Consider the following 13,301-nt stretch of genomic DNA (forward strand, 5'->3'; position numbering starts at 1 on the left):
TTTATCTTCCTCCAGCCGACGTTCCAGGGACGCAATAAATGCTCCAAGCATAGGGCGTGGCTGCACACGACGTTCGTAATGCAGTTCTGTCAGGTCGCCCCGCAGGATTTTCCGTACCGTGTTTTTGGAAAGGCGCAGTTCTCTGGCAATCTGCTTGATCGGCTTTTCTTGCCGCATCGCGGCCAGCCGGACCTTCCTGATCGTTTCCACTATCAGCATCTCCTCTCGCTGCCCCTCCCGTCTCCGATGATCGAAGACATCTAAGGGGGCTGCCGAGGGGGTCAATTTTGGACGCTGATTTCATCCAAAGAGGGGTCAATATTCCATGCTGATCAACAGCGATAGCATTCAGCTAGATATTCATCATCAGGAAACATTATCTTTTCCATGACTTCTGCCCAAGCATCATCTTGACTTTTGTCTTGTATGTCTAGGTCAGGCACAACAAGCCCCCTTCAGCTTATCCCTTGAAGAATCCAGGGCCAGCCGCCAAGGGAAGCGGCTTTTCGCCGGTGATGATCAGTCGCCGGCTAGACCCTGGAAGAATCGACTACCGGCAATCCCGGCCGGGTTCCCGCAGGACGCGGCGCACCACATCCGGTTCGCGGTCAATGACGAGCAGGTACGCCCTTGCCGGGCCTTCCGGGTTGCGGGATTTCTGCTCCCAGTGCCGAAGCGTGGCGAGCTTGAAGCCGAAGACACGGGCAAACTCCGCCTGGGTCATCTGGAGCTTTTCCCGGATGCGTCGCACGTCCACCGTTTCGGGGATATGAACGGCGAAGTCCTCTTCGGGTATCTCACCTCGGGCAATGGCCAGGGCCTCCCGTGCGCCCTGAAGAATACGGCTACCCTCTCCCATGCTTGGTTCCTTCTCGATATTCCTGGACGATCCGGGGAAGGATCGCCCGAAGTTCGTTGCGTTCAGCCATGCTCAGGTTCGCCTTCTCGTTTTTGGCGAACAGGGCCAAGGCGAAAAGCGGGATGCTGAGATCGTGAAAATAGTACACGACACGATAAGCCCCGCTCTTACCCTTCCCTTCCCCGGCAAAGCGGACCTTGCGCACCCCGCCCGTGCCTTCCATGAGCACGCCGGCCGAAGGATTCGCGGCCAGAAAATTGACGAGGCTCCGGTGCTCTTCCTCAGACAGCCCGACCCGTTTGACGTCCCTCAAAAACGTGGGCGTCTCGATCACTGTGAGCAGCTTCGTCATAACAGAAGTAATCCAATGGCGTACAAAGTCAATGTGGGCGCTGGCGAGGCGGGGCTATTTCACGCCACGCAGCTTTTGGGGCTCCGATTGGATTCCATTCATGATATCCCCGGCGACATCCGCCGCCCGCTTGAGCGCTTCGTCGGCCAAATGCGCATATCGTTGTGTCATTTTAGGGCTTTTGTGAGTCATGAGCTTTTGCAGGGTATAAAGATCGACCTTCCCCGATGAGGCCAGAAGGGACGCGTAGGTGTGCCGCAGGCCATGCAGCGGGCGGAAATCCTCGGGCAAGCCCGCCCGCTGCTTCACCCGATCCACCATGCGGCGTACGTCAGTCCGTTGCCCGCCCCCGCGCCCGGGGAAGACATATGGGCTCTCTGTGCGCGGATGATTTTCCAGCACCTGCCGGGCCGGGTCGCTCATGGGGATTTTCTGGTCCCGACCGCCTTTCGGGTCGCGCAGGGTGATGAAGCCTTGCAGGAAATCCACGTCCTCCCATTGGAGCTTGAAAAGTTCGCCCCGGCGCATCCCCGTGAAAAGCGCCAATCGCATCATATCGGCCACGTCGATATTGGTTTCTTCGTCCAGGGCGGCCAACAGACGGGAGAGCTCGTCCGGGGTCAGGCTTTCCATCTTCTCATTGTCCACTTTGGGCAGATCGATGGAGAGCCGTCCGGGGTCGGGGTTCGAGCAAAGGCCCTGCTTGACGCCGTAGGCGATGATTCGCTTGAGCAGGGCAAGGACAGATTTCACCGTCTGCGGAGCCTTGGTCTTGGCGAGCTTGGAACGCAACCGGGTAACGTCCAGGGTAATGATATCATCCGGGGTCTTGTCACCAAAAGCGGGAGCAAGGTGCAGATGAAAGCGACCGTCGTCGGTACGAAGGCCCTTCCCTTCCTGGCGATGGCTTTTGTACTCGTCCCAGATACGGGTGAGGGTCCAGCGGTTGGCCTCAGCATCCTTGGCGGCCTGGATGGCATCCCGACGGCCCTGATTCGAGAGCGCCTTGCCTTCGATGCGCTCCGCCCTGATCCGCGCCGCTTTGGCCGGGGTCATGTTGTCCTGAACCGCCCTGCCGGCCTTTTCCTCGACGAGCTTTCCATCGCGGCGGTAGCGGATAAAATAGATGCGTTCGGGCTTGCCCGAGGCCACGGCCGTACCCATGATGAATGTGACACCCGGGTAATCGGTCTTGAAGCGTTCCTGCTTCGGCATGGTGAGCTCCATGGTCGGAGGGCTTTGGCGGAAGGTCGGAGGGATGCGTCCCCCACACTATCCCCCACACCTGAAGTCAAAATAGATGGCTTTCGGTAGAAGTCGATACGAAAAGACATCTTGAAAAAGCCATTAAAATAGCAGGATATAAAACTTTGTACGAACCAGTAACAACCGAGCCCGCCGGCCTGTCACGTCGGAGGGCGCGAGTTCAAGTCTCGTCGGCCCCGCCAGGAAATCCAGGGAGTCAGATGCAAATCTGATTCCCTTTTTTCTTTTGGCGCAGGGTATTCCCAGCGCCATCCCCGGCACACAAAATCGCGAAAGGCCCAGGAGAACCGGACAAAACACACCGCGTTCATTTTTTTTATTTTTACCTGTTCGCCTTTACATTTTCAGGGCTGTGCGTATATTGTAATTCTGTCTTTAAACGAGCATACTTTTTTGGATCTTGGACGTCTCCCGGTGCACAGCTCCAAGCAATGCGAAAAAACATGCCCAAAACGGGAGCGAGAAACCTTGTCCAAGAAACTTTATGTCGGAAACCTGTCCTTTAATTCCACCGAAGAAGACATCCGTACCCAGTTCTCCACTTTCGGGGAAGTCATCAGTGTAAACCTCATCACCGACAGGGAAACCGGACGCCTTCGTGGCTTCGGCTTCGTCGAGATGGACGAGGAAGGCGCTCGGGCCGCCATTCAGGGTATGGATGGCAAGGATTTTGGTGGGCGGAATCTGAAAGTCAACGAGGCCGAAGACAAACCCCGTTCCGGCGGCGGTGGCCGCGGAGATCGCCGCTGGTAGGCCGAAAGCCCCAGCGCATATCCCGAAAAGAAAGGGTCAGGACTGGTTCCTGGCCCTTTCTTTTTGAGAACGGCTCGTCGAAAAAGGGGAGACCTTGGCCGGCCGGAGTCCCGGCGGCCCCCGCTTGCGGCAGCCCGTTTTCCCAGGGACCGGGGATGCCGCATCCGGTCCGTCCCGCCGGCTTTCCCATCGCCCTTGCGCGGTGGCGACGCGGGACGCGCCAGACCCAGGCCGAGCATATCCGCAACGGACCGTAACGGACCGGGTTCAAAGGAGCATCATGAAAATCGGGGCCACGAAACAGCCGTGCGTCGCGGACAAAATGGCCGAGGCGAAAGAATTGTGCCTGACCCGCCTCCGAGCCGTGCCCCGGGAAAAACGGGACGCCGTCGCCGACGCGATCCTCGCCCTGGCCGAGCCGGAGTGGTGGGACCGAAGACAAAAAGGTTCGGATGTTTTTCTGCTCATCCTTGAGTCGCGCAAGGCGGAAACAATACGAATCATTCAAGACGCCTCCAAGTAGCCCCACGGGTTGCAGCCGCGCTGTCGCTTCCCCTCCCGGGATGACATGTGCCCCTGTCCCTGGTATTTGGGATCATGGAATGGATCTTCATCAGCTTTGCCGTGGGGCTCATTGCCGTACTGGCCATCTTCGCGACAGCGGCCAATAACAATGACGGCGCGACCGTCCCCGGCCATTTCGATTTCGACAAATACAAATCCCGGGAAATCTCCAAGCGCGGCCTGTTCGCCAAGACGAAGTGGTGATGCCGCTCGCCAGCGACAAACGGCTCTTCGTTTCTCATCAGCGCGTTCAGCCACCCGGCTGACCGGTTTCCTCAGGGCCGGAACGTGCCCTAACCAGGCGATACAGGGAGGTTCCCCCATGCCCCCGTGCCCGTACAGAAGGACAGCGCTTCGTCCCTGGACGCGTTTTGCCGCAAACGCCATCGCCTTGTGCGGCTTGCTCGTACTGGCCGCATCGCTGGCCGTGCCCACGCTTGCCGCCCCGCCCGCCAACGAAGCGGCCAAGCCGTCCGGGACAGCCGCATGGTCGTTCGACAAGGTCGGGCTCAAGGGCGTGCTCTATCCCTCGCTGATGCTGAACATCGCCAAGATGAAGCTGGACATGCAGCACAACGACGACGAATTGGGGGACCGCAACGGCCTGTTCGGCGTCAAAGTGACCGCACCCCGCGCCGGAGCCAAGGCGGTCGTGGAGATGCGCGCCTCCTCGCCGCTGGTGAACCCAGGCCGGGCGGAAGCGACGCTTTCCCGCAGCGGCAAGGCCTATCACATCTATCCCTTTCTCACCTTCGCCGATCCGATCACCCTGGTGAAACAGCCTGTGCGGATGACCATGACCGCCACCTTGTGGCTGGACGGCGTACCGCAAGGAGAACGCAGCGCCCAGGTCACCATCGCCTCGGCCAACGACTGCGTGCACAGCTTCGAGGACGACGACGAGTACTACGACACGGATTGGCTCTACGCCGCCTATGTCAACGAGAACCATCCGGTGGTGCAGCAGATTTTGCGGGAGGCCCTGGCTACGGGAGAGGTTGCGTCATTTTCGGGTTACCAGACGGATGCCGTGGGGGTGCGCAAACAGGTGAAGGCGGTCTGGCAGGCGTTGCGCCGGCGCGGCATCCGCTATTCGAGCATCAAAACGCCCTCGGTCAAACCCAAGGATGTCGGCGTGCAGCACGTACGTTTCATCAGCGAGGCCCTCGCCGGCGGGCAGGCCAATTGCGTGGAAGGCAGTTGCCTGCTGGCTTCGATCTTCTACAAGATAGGCCTGGAAACGGCGCTGGTTTCGCTGCCCGAACACATGCTCGTCGGCGTCGCGCTCGATCCCGGCGGCAGGCGGCAATTGTACCTGGAAACCACCATGCTCGACGATTCCACCTTCGAGGAAGCCCTGGAATCCGGCGAGGAGCAGGTCGCCGAGGCCAACGAAAAGGCACGCAAGGCCGCGGCGCGGAAAAAAGCAAGCAAGGAGGATGACGACGAGGACGAAGCGCCGAACATCATCTCCATACGCGAGATGCGCAAAGCCGGAGTGCTGGCGATCCCGGACCGCGACGCGTCGCGCCAGCAGTTCTTCCAGGTCAAATGACCCGGGCGCGGATTGCAGATTGTTCAGGATGCCTTGTCCAGGCGCTGCCAGCGCATTATACGGGCGGGCGAGACGACAGCACTGGAGGCATGCTATGGGATTGTTCGAGCCGATTCACTTTGTCGTCATCCTCGCAATCGCCCTCGTCATCTTTGGCCCGGGCAAGATCGGCGACCTTGGCGCGACCCTCGGCCGGTCGATCCGGGATTTCAAAAGAGCCATGAACGAGGAGACGCCCGCTCCCTCCCCCGCCATACAAACGGCAACGCTCCAGGCCGCACCCGCCGCACAGGAGGGGGCAAACGCCGTCCCACCCGAGTCCCAGGCCTCTGTGCAGCCGCATGCAGCGCCGACAGGCGCTGCGGCGAAGTCTCCCGACGTACCGGCGTCCGCATGACGTTTCCCGTAATCTGACGCCACCCGCCGGCCGCAAAAAGGGATCGGACGCCGCCTTGCCGCCGGCACAGGCGCGTCCTTCCCGGCGGCCGTTGCGGGCATGCGCCAGGTGCCGCTCACGCCCGCCGCCCGGACGCAGGCCGTCGAGGCCGGCCCGGCCGCATTGCCTTTGCGGCGATTATGCTCTAGCCAGGGAACCTGCTTAAAAGAAAAACATTTCCTGCGCGGGCGCAACGACCGGTCCGTGGCGGCCCGCCGCAGCGGCCAGGGAACGCCGAGCCGTACGGCTCCCCGGGACCCGGCGGGGAGGAGGCATCGCATGCACGGACGCGTCCTGCTGCTCGGCGCGGGCGGCACAGGGGCCATGGCGGCGCGCGCCCTTTCCCACTTCGACGCCGTCACCGGACTGGTCGTGGCCGACCCCGACCGCAACGCCGCCGCGCGCACGGCGCTGGCCTGTCGTGCCGACGCCGAGGCCACGGTCGTGGATGCCACGGACCACGCGGCGCTCGTCGGCCTCATGGGCCGGGCCGACGTGGTCCTCAACTGCCTGTCCCCCGCCTCGCGCTTCGGCCTGCCGGTCCTTCACGCCGCCATCGAGGCGGGCACGGACGTCCTCGACCTCTGCGACGACCCGGACGCCGCCTGCGACATGCTGGACTGCGACGCCGAAGCCAGGCGCGCGGGCGTGACCGCCGTGGTCGGCATGGGCGCAAGCCCCGGCGTCAGCGGCATGCTCGCGGCCTGCGTCGTCTCGCGCCTGGACGCGGTGGAGCGCCTCGTCGTCGGCTGGAACATCGAGGAAGCGGCGAACGCCCCGCTCCCCTTTGCCGCGGACGCGGCGTATTGGATCACGCAGTGCACGGGCGCGATCCCGGAATGCCGCGACGGCGCGCTGGCCGAGGGCGCGCCCCTGTCCGACCTCCCCATCGCCTACCCCGGCCGGGGCAGGCGCGTCCTTTACAGCGTTGGCCATCCCGAGGCCGTGACCTTCCATTATTCCTGGCCCGAGGTGCGCGAGGCGCGTTGCGGCCTGGTCATGCCCGCGGCCTGGATCGGCCCGTTGCGCAAGCTGCGCGAGGAGGTGGACGCGGGCGCGATGCCCGTGGAGCAGGCGGGGAGAAAGCTCGCCGCGTTGGCGACGGGAGACGGCTGGATCGAGGACATGGTCGCGTCGCTGGCGCACCTCGTGGACGGCCCCCGGCTGCCGCGATGCTTCGTCCTCGGCGAGGGAGTACGGGACGGCGAAAAGCGCACCGTGGCCGCGTCGCTTGCGGCCACGCCGCCGGATGCGGCGTCCCTGGCCGGCGTGCCGCTGGCGCTCGGGGCGCTGCTGCACCTGCGCGGCCAGACCCCGGGACCGGGCGTCATGGCCCCGGAGCGGGCGTTCGAGCCCGAAGCCTTCTTTCGGCTGTTCGCGCCTTACTGCACGTTGCCCGGCCCCTGCCCGGCCAACCGGCTCATCGCCATGGCCGAGGCCGAAACGGCGCAAGAAGCGACGCATAACCAACGAGACGAACAAAAGAAATTTTCCCTCACCGCCTCGTCCCGATAACAGAACGCCCGTCCGGCCTGCCCCGTCGGGGAGGTCCAGGAGGGGATCATCCCCTCCTGGCCGCCGGGGGCATCTTCATCTCCTCTCCCCCTGCTCTCCCTACTCCCCCTCTCCTCTATCCCACATACCGCGTCGGGTCGGGCAGGCCGGCTTCCTCGAAGCCTTTCCTGCGCAGCAGGCAGCTGTCGCAACGGCCGCAGGCGAGGCCTTCGGGCGAGGGGTCGTAGCAGGAATGGGTCAGGCCGTAGTCCACGCCCAGGCGCGTGCCCAGGCGCACGATCTCGGCCTTGGTGAGCGTCAGCAGCGGCGTGTGGATGGCGATACGCAGCCGGCCTTCCACGGCCTCCTTGACGGCCAGGTTGGCCATGGCCTCGAAGGCGCGCACGAACTCCGGCCGGCAGTCGGGGTAGCCGGAATAATCCAGGGCGTTGACGCCGATGAAGATGTCCTGCGCGCCCAGGACCTCGGCCCAGCCCAGGGCCATGGACAGGAAGATGGTGTTGCGCGCCGGCACGTAGGTGACCGGGATGTCGGCCTCCATGGCGGCGGTGTCGCGGTCCTTGGGCACGGCGATGTCGGCCGTGAGCGCCGAGCCGCCGATGGCCCCGAGCGGCAGGGGCAGGATCAGGTGCGCGGCGACGTCCATGGCCCGGGCCACGCGTTTTGCCGCCGTAAGCTCCACCTTGTGCCGCTGGCCGTATTCGAAGCTCAGGGCGCAGGGCGCGAACCCTTCGCTTTTCGCCACGGCCAGACAGGTCGTGGAATCGAGGCCGCCGGAAAAAAGCACCACCGCCTTTGGGGGTTGCGTGGACATACGCCTTCCTTACACGCCCCGGGCGTCGGGGCTCCAGATGATCTTGTGCTGTTGCAGGGCCAGCCGCGCCCGCACCCTGTCCGCCAGCATCCAGGCGGCCAGCGCCGCCGGGTCGAGCTCGCCGGCCACGGGCGAAAAATGAACCATGCGCGTGGCCCATACGCGTTTGGCCACGTCCACGGCGAACCGGTAGTCTTCGCGCCCGGCGAGCACGAACTTGACCTCGTCACGCGGGCGCAGCCTGTCCAGGTTGGCGTAGTCGTTTTGCGCTTCCATGCCGCTGGCCGGGCATTTGACGTCGAGGATCGCGACCACGCGCGGGTCGAGCACGGCGATGTCGCGGCTGCCGTTGGTCTCGACAAGGACCGTGAGCCCGGCGTCGGCGAGGGCCGCGGCCAGGGCCGGCGCCTCCGGAGCCAGGAGCGGCTCGCCGCCCGTCAGCTCGACCAGCGGGAGGCCGAAGGCGCAAAGCGCCTGCGTGGCCGCGGCCACGGACATTTCCGTGTACGACTCCAAGGCGTAGCGCGTGTCGCACCAGCGGCAGGACAAATTGCAGCCGGACAGGCGCAAAAAGGCGCAGGGCCAGCCGGCGAAGCCCGATTCGCCCTGGATGCTGGCGAAAATCTCATGGACCTTGAGGCTCACGGCTTTTCCGCGTAGCTCGCGGCCAGGCCCTCGCTCTCGACCACGGTGACCTTGACCACGCGCACGCGGCCGTCTTCCAGGCGCGTGCGCAACTGGCCGAAGATCCAGGCCGCGATGACCTCGGCCGTGGGGGGGGAAAGCTCCGGCACGTCGTTGAGGCAGGCGTGGTCCAGGCGGACGAAGCAGGCGTCGAGGGCGGCGCGCACGTCCATGAAATCGGCGACCATGCCGGAGACCAGGGTTTCCGCGGCCAGCTTGGCCGTGACCTCGAAGTTGTGCCCATGCATGGACGCGCACGGCCCGGGATGGCCGGGCAGCCGGTGGGCGGCGCTGAATGCGCCGGAGACTTTTATGGTATAGGTAGCGGCCATGCGGCCCTCCGCGTCGTTGCAGATCCGGGGCGGTCGTCGTAGGAAAGGCCCCCTCCCCGGCGCGCCGCCGGGGGCGCAAAGACAATCACGGCCTCGTGCGGCCGTCAAGGAGAACGTCCATGCCCGAAAAAACGAACCCGGCCGCGCCGAAAGACGACGTGAGCGCGCTCAAGACCCTCGGCCAGGGGGCCACGGCCTACCCGCGCACGGTGACACCCGGGCTGCTCGAGACCTTCCCCAACGCCTTTCCCGGCCGGCACTACACCGTGACCTTTCAAAGCGACGAATTCACGAGCCTTTGCCCCAAGACAGGCCAGCCCGACTTCGGCAGCATCACCATCCGCTACGTGCCCGGCGAGCGCTGTATCGAGTCGAAATCCTTGAAGCTCTACCTCTTCAGCTATCGCGACGAGGGTACGTTCATGGAAACGCTCACCAACCGCATCCTCGACGATCTCGTGGCCGCCTGCGCGCCCCTGGAGATGGAGGTCACGGGCGATTTCGCGGCGCGCGGCGGCATCACGATCGCGGTTTCGGCGCGCTACGAGCGGCCCTGAAGCCCGGGAGCCACGGGCCGACGACGATACGGCCGCCAAAGGGGGCTCTTTCCTGCGGCGGCTGGTGCTTTTGCCAGTCGCGCACGAACCATGCCCCCCACAAGAGCACCCAGGCGTTGTAATCGAGCCAGAGCAGAAACAGGATCGCGCCGCTCAAGGGCCCATAGACCAGATGGTAGCGCGGCAGGCCGGCGACCATGGTGGTGAAGGCGGCGCTGACGCAAAAGACCGCCCCGGCGAGCACGGCCGCAAGCGCACACAGAAGCTTGAGCGGCCGCCTGGGCAGAAAGAGCAGATAAACCACCAGGAAGAGCCCCGTCAGACAGGCCACGCCCCACACGGGCGAAAGCCGGCGCGCCAGGCTGCCGACCGGCTCCAGGCGGGGCAGCTGCGCGCAGTAGAGCGCGGCCGCCATGGCCGCGACGAACAGCGCGCCCACAAACGGCCCCTTGAGCACGGCGAGCATTCGTTGCCGCAACGGCCGCTCCGCCGGCCGCTCCTCGCGCCAGGGCAGGGACAGGGCCCGGCCGAGCGCCCCCACGAAAAGCCACGACGACCAGAGAATGAACGCCACGCTGGTCCAGCTAAGGCCCGGCGACGCCCACAGGAGCTTGCGCGCGCGCGCGACCAGGATCTCGTCCACGAACGGGGCGAGCGATGCCATCTGCCGCCGCAGCAGCACCTGCGCGCTCCAGTTCTCCCCGGCAATCAGGCCGTAGCCCACGAGCATGACAAAAAAAAGCGGAATGCAGGAGAGCAGGGCGTAAAACGCCAGCGCGGCGGCTTGCGCCGGGCCGCTTGCGCGCAGAAATCCCGACGTCGCCCTGGCCGCGGTTTCGAGTACGGCGCGAAAGCGCGGTCCCGGCGTCAGGAACGCGATCTTCACGGCCGCCCCTCCCCACCCGGGCGGGTCGGACGGCGCGCACGACTCCCTGCGCGCCCGAGGAAAAGCGCGCCCCGGGCCGCGATGTTCTGCAACCGCCACGTCGCTGCACGCGACACAAGCATGGAAAGGTATTTTTTCATGGTCGGCCCCTTTGCGCTACCGGCTTCGGGGGAAACCGGCAAGGCCTGCCGTGGAACGAAATGTGCATGATTGCGGGGGAACACAGGGAGGAGACACATGTTCGCACCGAGCATCCAATTGGAATCCATCAGTTTCTTCGAGCCTGTCGCCGGTGTGTGGCGCGAGGAGGCCGTCAAGGACCCGGCAGGAAGCGACGCCGCCGCCCCTGCCCTTGCGCACGGCGACGACGACGAGGATTTCGAGGCCTTCTGCCGTCGTTCGCTGTTGTAGCAGCTCCTTGTGGCAGCCCGGCCGCAAGCGTTGTGCCGGCTTCATGCAACTGGACGCCCCTGCCGCAGCGAAAATGCGGCAACGGCCGGGAAGACCCGGCCGTTGGGGGCGAAGCGCATGGAAATGCCCACACGGCGCACAGCGCCGCGTACCCGTTATCTTAGGAGAAGACAGGCTGCTTTGCCAGTTCCTTGGCGCACTCCAGTTGGGGAATCTGGGCGTACCGGTTATATGTCATGGCATTACGCAGCCGCTGCAAAACGTCGTCCCTCGCGATTTTGCCGTTGGCCTCGCGGATGATTTTGCAGAAGTTGTAGGTAAACGCCCCGTTGTAAGAGTCGTTGATCAGGGCATCCGCCGACGTCTGCCAATCCAGGCATGCCGCCCAGCACACTTCCTTGTCCGGCACGGATTTCACCAGTTCCCTTTTCGGCAGCAGTTCGCCCTCGGCGCGGCATTGGATATCCAGCGGCGGCGGCATGAAGCGCACACGCTGCACGGCGTCGGCCACCGTATCCGGTCTGTCAAACCCGCCCTTAGTCCCGGTGTAGGAATGGCAGCAGTCAAGCAACACCTCCAGGCGGGCTCCTGTCGCCGTCATTTTCTCCATGATCACCCCGAGCTCGTCGTCGAGTATATAAGTTCCCCTATCCCATTCCATATCTACCGGGCACAGCAGTTCGTCCAGGCCATCACCCATCTTTTCGTCGTCCCTATCCCGGATCTGCGAACCGTGGCCGGAATAATGAAACACAATGAAATCACCTGACTCTGCCTTGTCCGTTAGGAGTTGCAAACGATCCAGCATGGCGGCTTTGGTGGCCCGCTCATCAAGCAACACGTGTATGCCGCTGTTTTCAAAACCATAATAGTCCTTTAGAATATTTCGGATGTTCGTCACGTCATTGACACAGCCCTGCAGCCTGTTCTGCGCATCCGGATACGCATTGATCCCGACAAGCAATGCTTTCTTTGCCATAGCGAACCTCCTTATATACAAAATAAGATACATTTAAAGCGTATTTTATCAAGAGAAATATTCATTAGGCGCACCAAGAGGATAACATGGACATCCGGTCCCGCTACGCGCAACACCTCATAGCGGGGCATCCCCGAAAAGCGACGCAACCCCGACACCACGTGGTCAAAGGAAAAACATGCTGGAAAAAGGGACCGTTCGCCGCATGAATACGCGGATTCAGCGCCTTTTCGCGCGGCTACCCGTCCCCGAAGCGCGGCAGCGCCGGTTCGCGCTCGCGCACGAGCCGGCCGGCAAGTACCGCGCAGTAGCCGCAGGCCCGGCAGTCGCGACAGCAGCCGTCCGTGCGCGCGAAAAAGTCCCCGGGCAAGGCGTCGTTCGGGATTTCCAGCCGGCCGGACAAAATTTCCTGGCTATCGAGCAACCAGGCCAGGTTTCCGTGGAACGCGCCGGCGAAATACGCGCGCACGATGGCCGCGAGGTCCGCGGCCGGGCGTGTGCGGCCGCAGATTTTCAGGAAATCGACAATCCCCTCCAGATGGTGCGCGTCCTCGGGCCGCACGAAGGGCGAGGCGAGCATCCGGCCGGGGTGGTGGTAGAACGAGCGCAGGCAGCCGAGCTCCCGGTTCATGTCCGGCCCGAGCGGACAGGAAGCCAGTCGTGAAAGCGCGATGTGGGCGTCGTGGGCGGTCTTGAACGGACAGGCGTACAGGCAGCCCTCGTTGGCCATGAGCCCCAGGCGCAGGCCGGGAAACACCTCCCGCGTCCGGGACGCGAGCGCGGCCAGCCGGGCCGTGTCGCGGTTGCAGTCGCGGTCGAGGATGAGCGCCTGCGGGAATTTGAAATGCGTGTCCGCCACGGCCTCCAGCACGGCGGCCAAGCGTTCGAAGCCGTGCAGGCGGAAATTGATGCTCGGCACGGCGCACAACGCGCCGGCCACCTCCGGCGAGGCGTCGGACAGGGCCGTGAGCAAATAATGGTCGGCGTAGACGATGCCGGTGATGGCCCCGGCCGCGAGATAGCCTTCGAGCAGCATGACGATGTCGCGCAAGGCGTCGCCGCGGTAGGTTTCCGGCGCGTGGAAGGCGGCATTGAGAAGCCCCAGGCGCGGCACGCCGGGCATGGCGCGCAGCCCCAGGGCCAGGTCGCCCGGCGAGGCGTCGCTGGCGTCCGGAAGCCGGGCGTCCGGGGTATCCGGCCCCAGGCGGAAATAGACCGCCTCGAGCGCAGGGGCGTTTTCGGCGAGAAACGCGGCATAGGCCGCATCGGGCACGAAAGGGACCTCGTAACGCATTGGGTCGCTCCTTGCCGCGCCTGCCGCCCCGCCCGGGCGCGCGG

At 64.3% G+C, this 13,301-nt stretch carries 17 protein-coding genes and 1 pseudogene; 8 read left to right on the forward strand and 10 right to left on the reverse strand.

Going from position 1 to position 13,301, the window contains the following annotated elements; all coding sequences use genetic code 11:
• The 4 genes and pseudogenes from Q368_RS25830 to Q368_RS0116050 all read right to left on the reverse strand — a co-directional run.
• Positions 1-219, reverse strand: a pseudogene (locus Q368_RS25830) (IS21 family transposase); the annotation flags it as partial.
• Between the two features lie 331 nt (positions 220-550).
• Positions 551-859, reverse strand: coding sequence for a helix-turn-helix domain-containing protein (locus Q368_RS0116040; protein WP_029460072.1), 309 nt, complete (start codon positions 857-859; stop codon positions 551-553).
• Entirely contained in the window at positions 846-1,211 is a 366-nt protein-coding gene (locus Q368_RS0116045) for a type II toxin-antitoxin system RelE/ParE family toxin (protein ID WP_029460073.1), read from the reverse strand. The genes Q368_RS0116040 and Q368_RS0116045 overlap by 14 nt, the downstream gene beginning before the upstream one ends.
• A gap of 54 nt (positions 1,212-1,265) precedes the next feature.
• The gene (locus tag Q368_RS0116050; protein ID WP_029460074.1) at positions 1,266-2,426 is read right to left on the reverse strand and encodes a tyrosine-type recombinase/integrase; all 1,161 of its coding nucleotides are present in this window, start codon (positions 2,424-2,426) and stop codon (positions 1,266-1,268) included.
• A 519-nt stretch (positions 2,427-2,945) separates the two neighbouring features.
• Between Q368_RS0116050 and Q368_RS0116055 the strand changes: the two genes are divergently transcribed.
• From Q368_RS0116055 to Q368_RS23990, 6 genes are all read left to right on the forward strand, one after another.
• Entirely contained in the window at positions 2,946-3,230 is a 285-nt protein-coding gene (locus Q368_RS0116055; RefSeq protein WP_029460075.1) for an RNA recognition motif domain-containing protein, read from the forward strand.
• 280 nt (positions 3,231-3,510) lie between these two features.
• Positions 3,511-3,753 (forward strand): hypothetical protein, encoded by a 243-nt coding sequence (locus tag Q368_RS0116060; protein WP_029460076.1) that lies wholly within the window; start codon positions 3,511-3,513, stop codon positions 3,751-3,753.
• A 74-nt stretch (positions 3,754-3,827) separates the two neighbouring features.
• A complete protein-coding gene (locus Q368_RS26665; RefSeq protein ID WP_169740604.1) occupies positions 3,828-3,998 on the forward strand; it encodes a hypothetical protein in 171 nt (56 codons plus the stop codon).
• Positions 3,999-4,116: 118 nt separating this feature from the next.
• Positions 4,117-5,349: a hypothetical protein gene (locus Q368_RS0116070; RefSeq protein ID WP_029460077.1), complete on the forward strand. Its 1,233-nt coding sequence runs from the start codon at positions 4,117-4,119 to the stop codon at positions 5,347-5,349.
• A 94-nt stretch (positions 5,350-5,443) separates the two neighbouring features.
• On the forward strand, positions 5,444-5,746 hold the full coding sequence (locus tag Q368_RS27445) for a Sec-independent protein translocase subunit TatA/TatB (RefSeq protein ID WP_043786208.1): 303 nt from the start codon (positions 5,444-5,446) through the stop codon (positions 5,744-5,746).
• A 318-nt stretch (positions 5,747-6,064) separates the two neighbouring features.
• Complete coding sequence (locus tag Q368_RS23990; RefSeq protein WP_052360208.1) at positions 6,065-7,300, forward strand: saccharopine dehydrogenase family protein; 1,236 nt, start codon at positions 6,065-6,067, stop codon at positions 7,298-7,300.
• Between the two features lie 115 nt (positions 7,301-7,415).
• On the opposite strand, the gene queC is transcribed toward Q368_RS23990, so the two are convergent.
• Genes queC through Q368_RS0116095 form a run of 3 tightly spaced genes read right to left on the reverse strand, consistent with a single transcriptional unit; the run spans position 7,416 to position 9,130 of the window.
• A complete protein-coding gene (gene queC, locus Q368_RS0116085) occupies positions 7,416-8,114 on the reverse strand; it encodes a 7-cyano-7-deazaguanine synthase QueC (protein ID WP_029460079.1) in 699 nt (232 codons plus the stop codon).
• A 9-nt stretch (positions 8,115-8,123) separates the two neighbouring features.
• The gene (locus Q368_RS0116090; protein ID WP_029460080.1) at positions 8,124-8,759 is read right to left on the reverse strand and encodes a 7-carboxy-7-deazaguanine synthase QueE; all 636 of its coding nucleotides are present in this window, start codon (positions 8,757-8,759) and stop codon (positions 8,124-8,126) included.
• Positions 8,756-9,130, reverse strand: a complete 375-nt coding sequence (locus Q368_RS0116095) for a 6-pyruvoyl trahydropterin synthase family protein (RefSeq protein ID WP_029460081.1) — start codon at positions 9,128-9,130, stop codon at positions 8,756-8,758. The genes Q368_RS0116090 and Q368_RS0116095 overlap by 4 nt, the downstream gene beginning before the upstream one ends.
• Before the next feature lie 119 nt (positions 9,131-9,249).
• Between Q368_RS0116095 and queF the strand changes: the two genes are divergently transcribed.
• A complete protein-coding gene (queF, locus tag Q368_RS0116100) occupies positions 9,250-9,687 on the forward strand; it encodes a preQ(1) synthase (RefSeq protein WP_052360209.1) in 438 nt (145 codons plus the stop codon).
• On the opposite strand, the gene Q368_RS0116105 is transcribed toward queF, so the two are convergent.
• Complete coding sequence (locus Q368_RS0116105) at positions 9,650-10,573, reverse strand: YhjD/YihY/BrkB family envelope integrity protein (protein ID WP_052360210.1); 924 nt, start codon at positions 10,571-10,573, stop codon at positions 9,650-9,652. The genes queF and Q368_RS0116105 overlap by 38 nt on opposite strands.
• A 237-nt stretch (positions 10,574-10,810) precedes the next feature.
• On the opposite strand from Q368_RS0116105, the gene Q368_RS26670 reads away from it, so the two are divergent.
• Entirely contained in the window at positions 10,811-10,984 is a 174-nt protein-coding gene (locus tag Q368_RS26670) for a hypothetical protein (protein WP_169740605.1), read from the forward strand.
• 160 nt (positions 10,985-11,144) lie between these two features.
• Here Q368_RS26670 and Q368_RS0116115 read toward each other — a convergent pair whose 3' ends face one another.
• Entirely contained in the window at positions 11,145-11,963 is an 819-nt protein-coding gene (locus Q368_RS0116115) for a caspase family protein (RefSeq protein WP_052360211.1), read from the reverse strand.
• 238 nt (positions 11,964-12,201) lie between these two features.
• Positions 12,202-13,257: a hypothetical protein gene (locus Q368_RS0116120; protein ID WP_029460085.1), complete on the reverse strand. Its 1,056-nt coding sequence runs from the start codon at positions 13,255-13,257 to the stop codon at positions 12,202-12,204.
• Positions 13,258-13,301: the final 44 nt, after the last annotated feature.

Source organism: Solidesulfovibrio alcoholivorans DSM 5433 (assembly GCF_000702665.1).
Classification (GTDB): Bacteria; Desulfobacterota; Desulfovibrionia; order Desulfovibrionales; family Desulfovibrionaceae; genus Solidesulfovibrio; species Solidesulfovibrio alcoholivorans.

What these genes read in the sequence shown, in the direction of transcription:
- Q368_RS0116040 (WP_029460072.1), bottom strand. Translation starts at nt 859, where the DNA reads ATGGGAGAGGGTAGCCGTATTCTTCAGGGCGCACGGGAGGCCCTGGCC.
- Q368_RS0116045 (WP_029460073.1), bottom strand. Translation starts at nt 1,211, where the DNA reads ATGACGAAGCTGCTCACAGTGATCGAGACGCCCACGTTTTTGAGGGAC.
- Q368_RS0116050 (WP_029460074.1), bottom strand. Translation starts at nt 2,426, where the DNA reads ATGCCGAAGCAGGAACGCTTCAAGACCGATTACCCGGGTGTCACATTC.
- Q368_RS0116060 (WP_029460076.1), top strand. Translation starts at nt 3,511, where the DNA reads ATGAAAATCGGGGCCACGAAACAGCCGTGCGTCGCGGACAAAATGGCC.
- Q368_RS26665 (WP_169740604.1), top strand. Translation starts at nt 3,828, where the DNA reads ATGGAATGGATCTTCATCAGCTTTGCCGTGGGGCTCATTGCCGTACTG.
- Q368_RS0116070 (WP_029460077.1), top strand. Translation starts at nt 4,117, where the DNA reads ATGCCCCCGTGCCCGTACAGAAGGACAGCGCTTCGTCCCTGGACGCGT.
- Q368_RS27445 (WP_043786208.1), top strand. Translation starts at nt 5,444, where the DNA reads ATGGGATTGTTCGAGCCGATTCACTTTGTCGTCATCCTCGCAATCGCC.
- Q368_RS23990 (WP_052360208.1), top strand. Translation starts at nt 6,065, where the DNA reads ATGCACGGACGCGTCCTGCTGCTCGGCGCGGGCGGCACAGGGGCCATG.
- queC (WP_029460079.1), bottom strand. Translation starts at nt 8,114, where the DNA reads ATGTCCACGCAACCCCCAAAGGCGGTGGTGCTTTTTTCCGGCGGCCTC.
- Q368_RS0116095 (WP_029460081.1), bottom strand. Translation starts at nt 9,130, where the DNA reads ATGGCCGCTACCTATACCATAAAAGTCTCCGGCGCATTCAGCGCCGCC.
- queF (WP_052360209.1), top strand. Translation starts at nt 9,250, where the DNA reads ATGCCCGAAAAAACGAACCCGGCCGCGCCGAAAGACGACGTGAGCGCG.
- Q368_RS26670 (WP_169740605.1), top strand. Translation starts at nt 10,811, where the DNA reads ATGTTCGCACCGAGCATCCAATTGGAATCCATCAGTTTCTTCGAGCCT.
- Q368_RS0116115 (WP_052360211.1), bottom strand. Translation starts at nt 11,963, where the DNA reads ATGGCAAAGAAAGCATTGCTTGTCGGGATCAATGCGTATCCGGATGCG.
- Q368_RS0116120 (WP_029460085.1), bottom strand. Translation starts at nt 13,257, where the DNA reads ATGCGTTACGAGGTCCCTTTCGTGCCCGATGCGGCCTATGCCGCGTTT.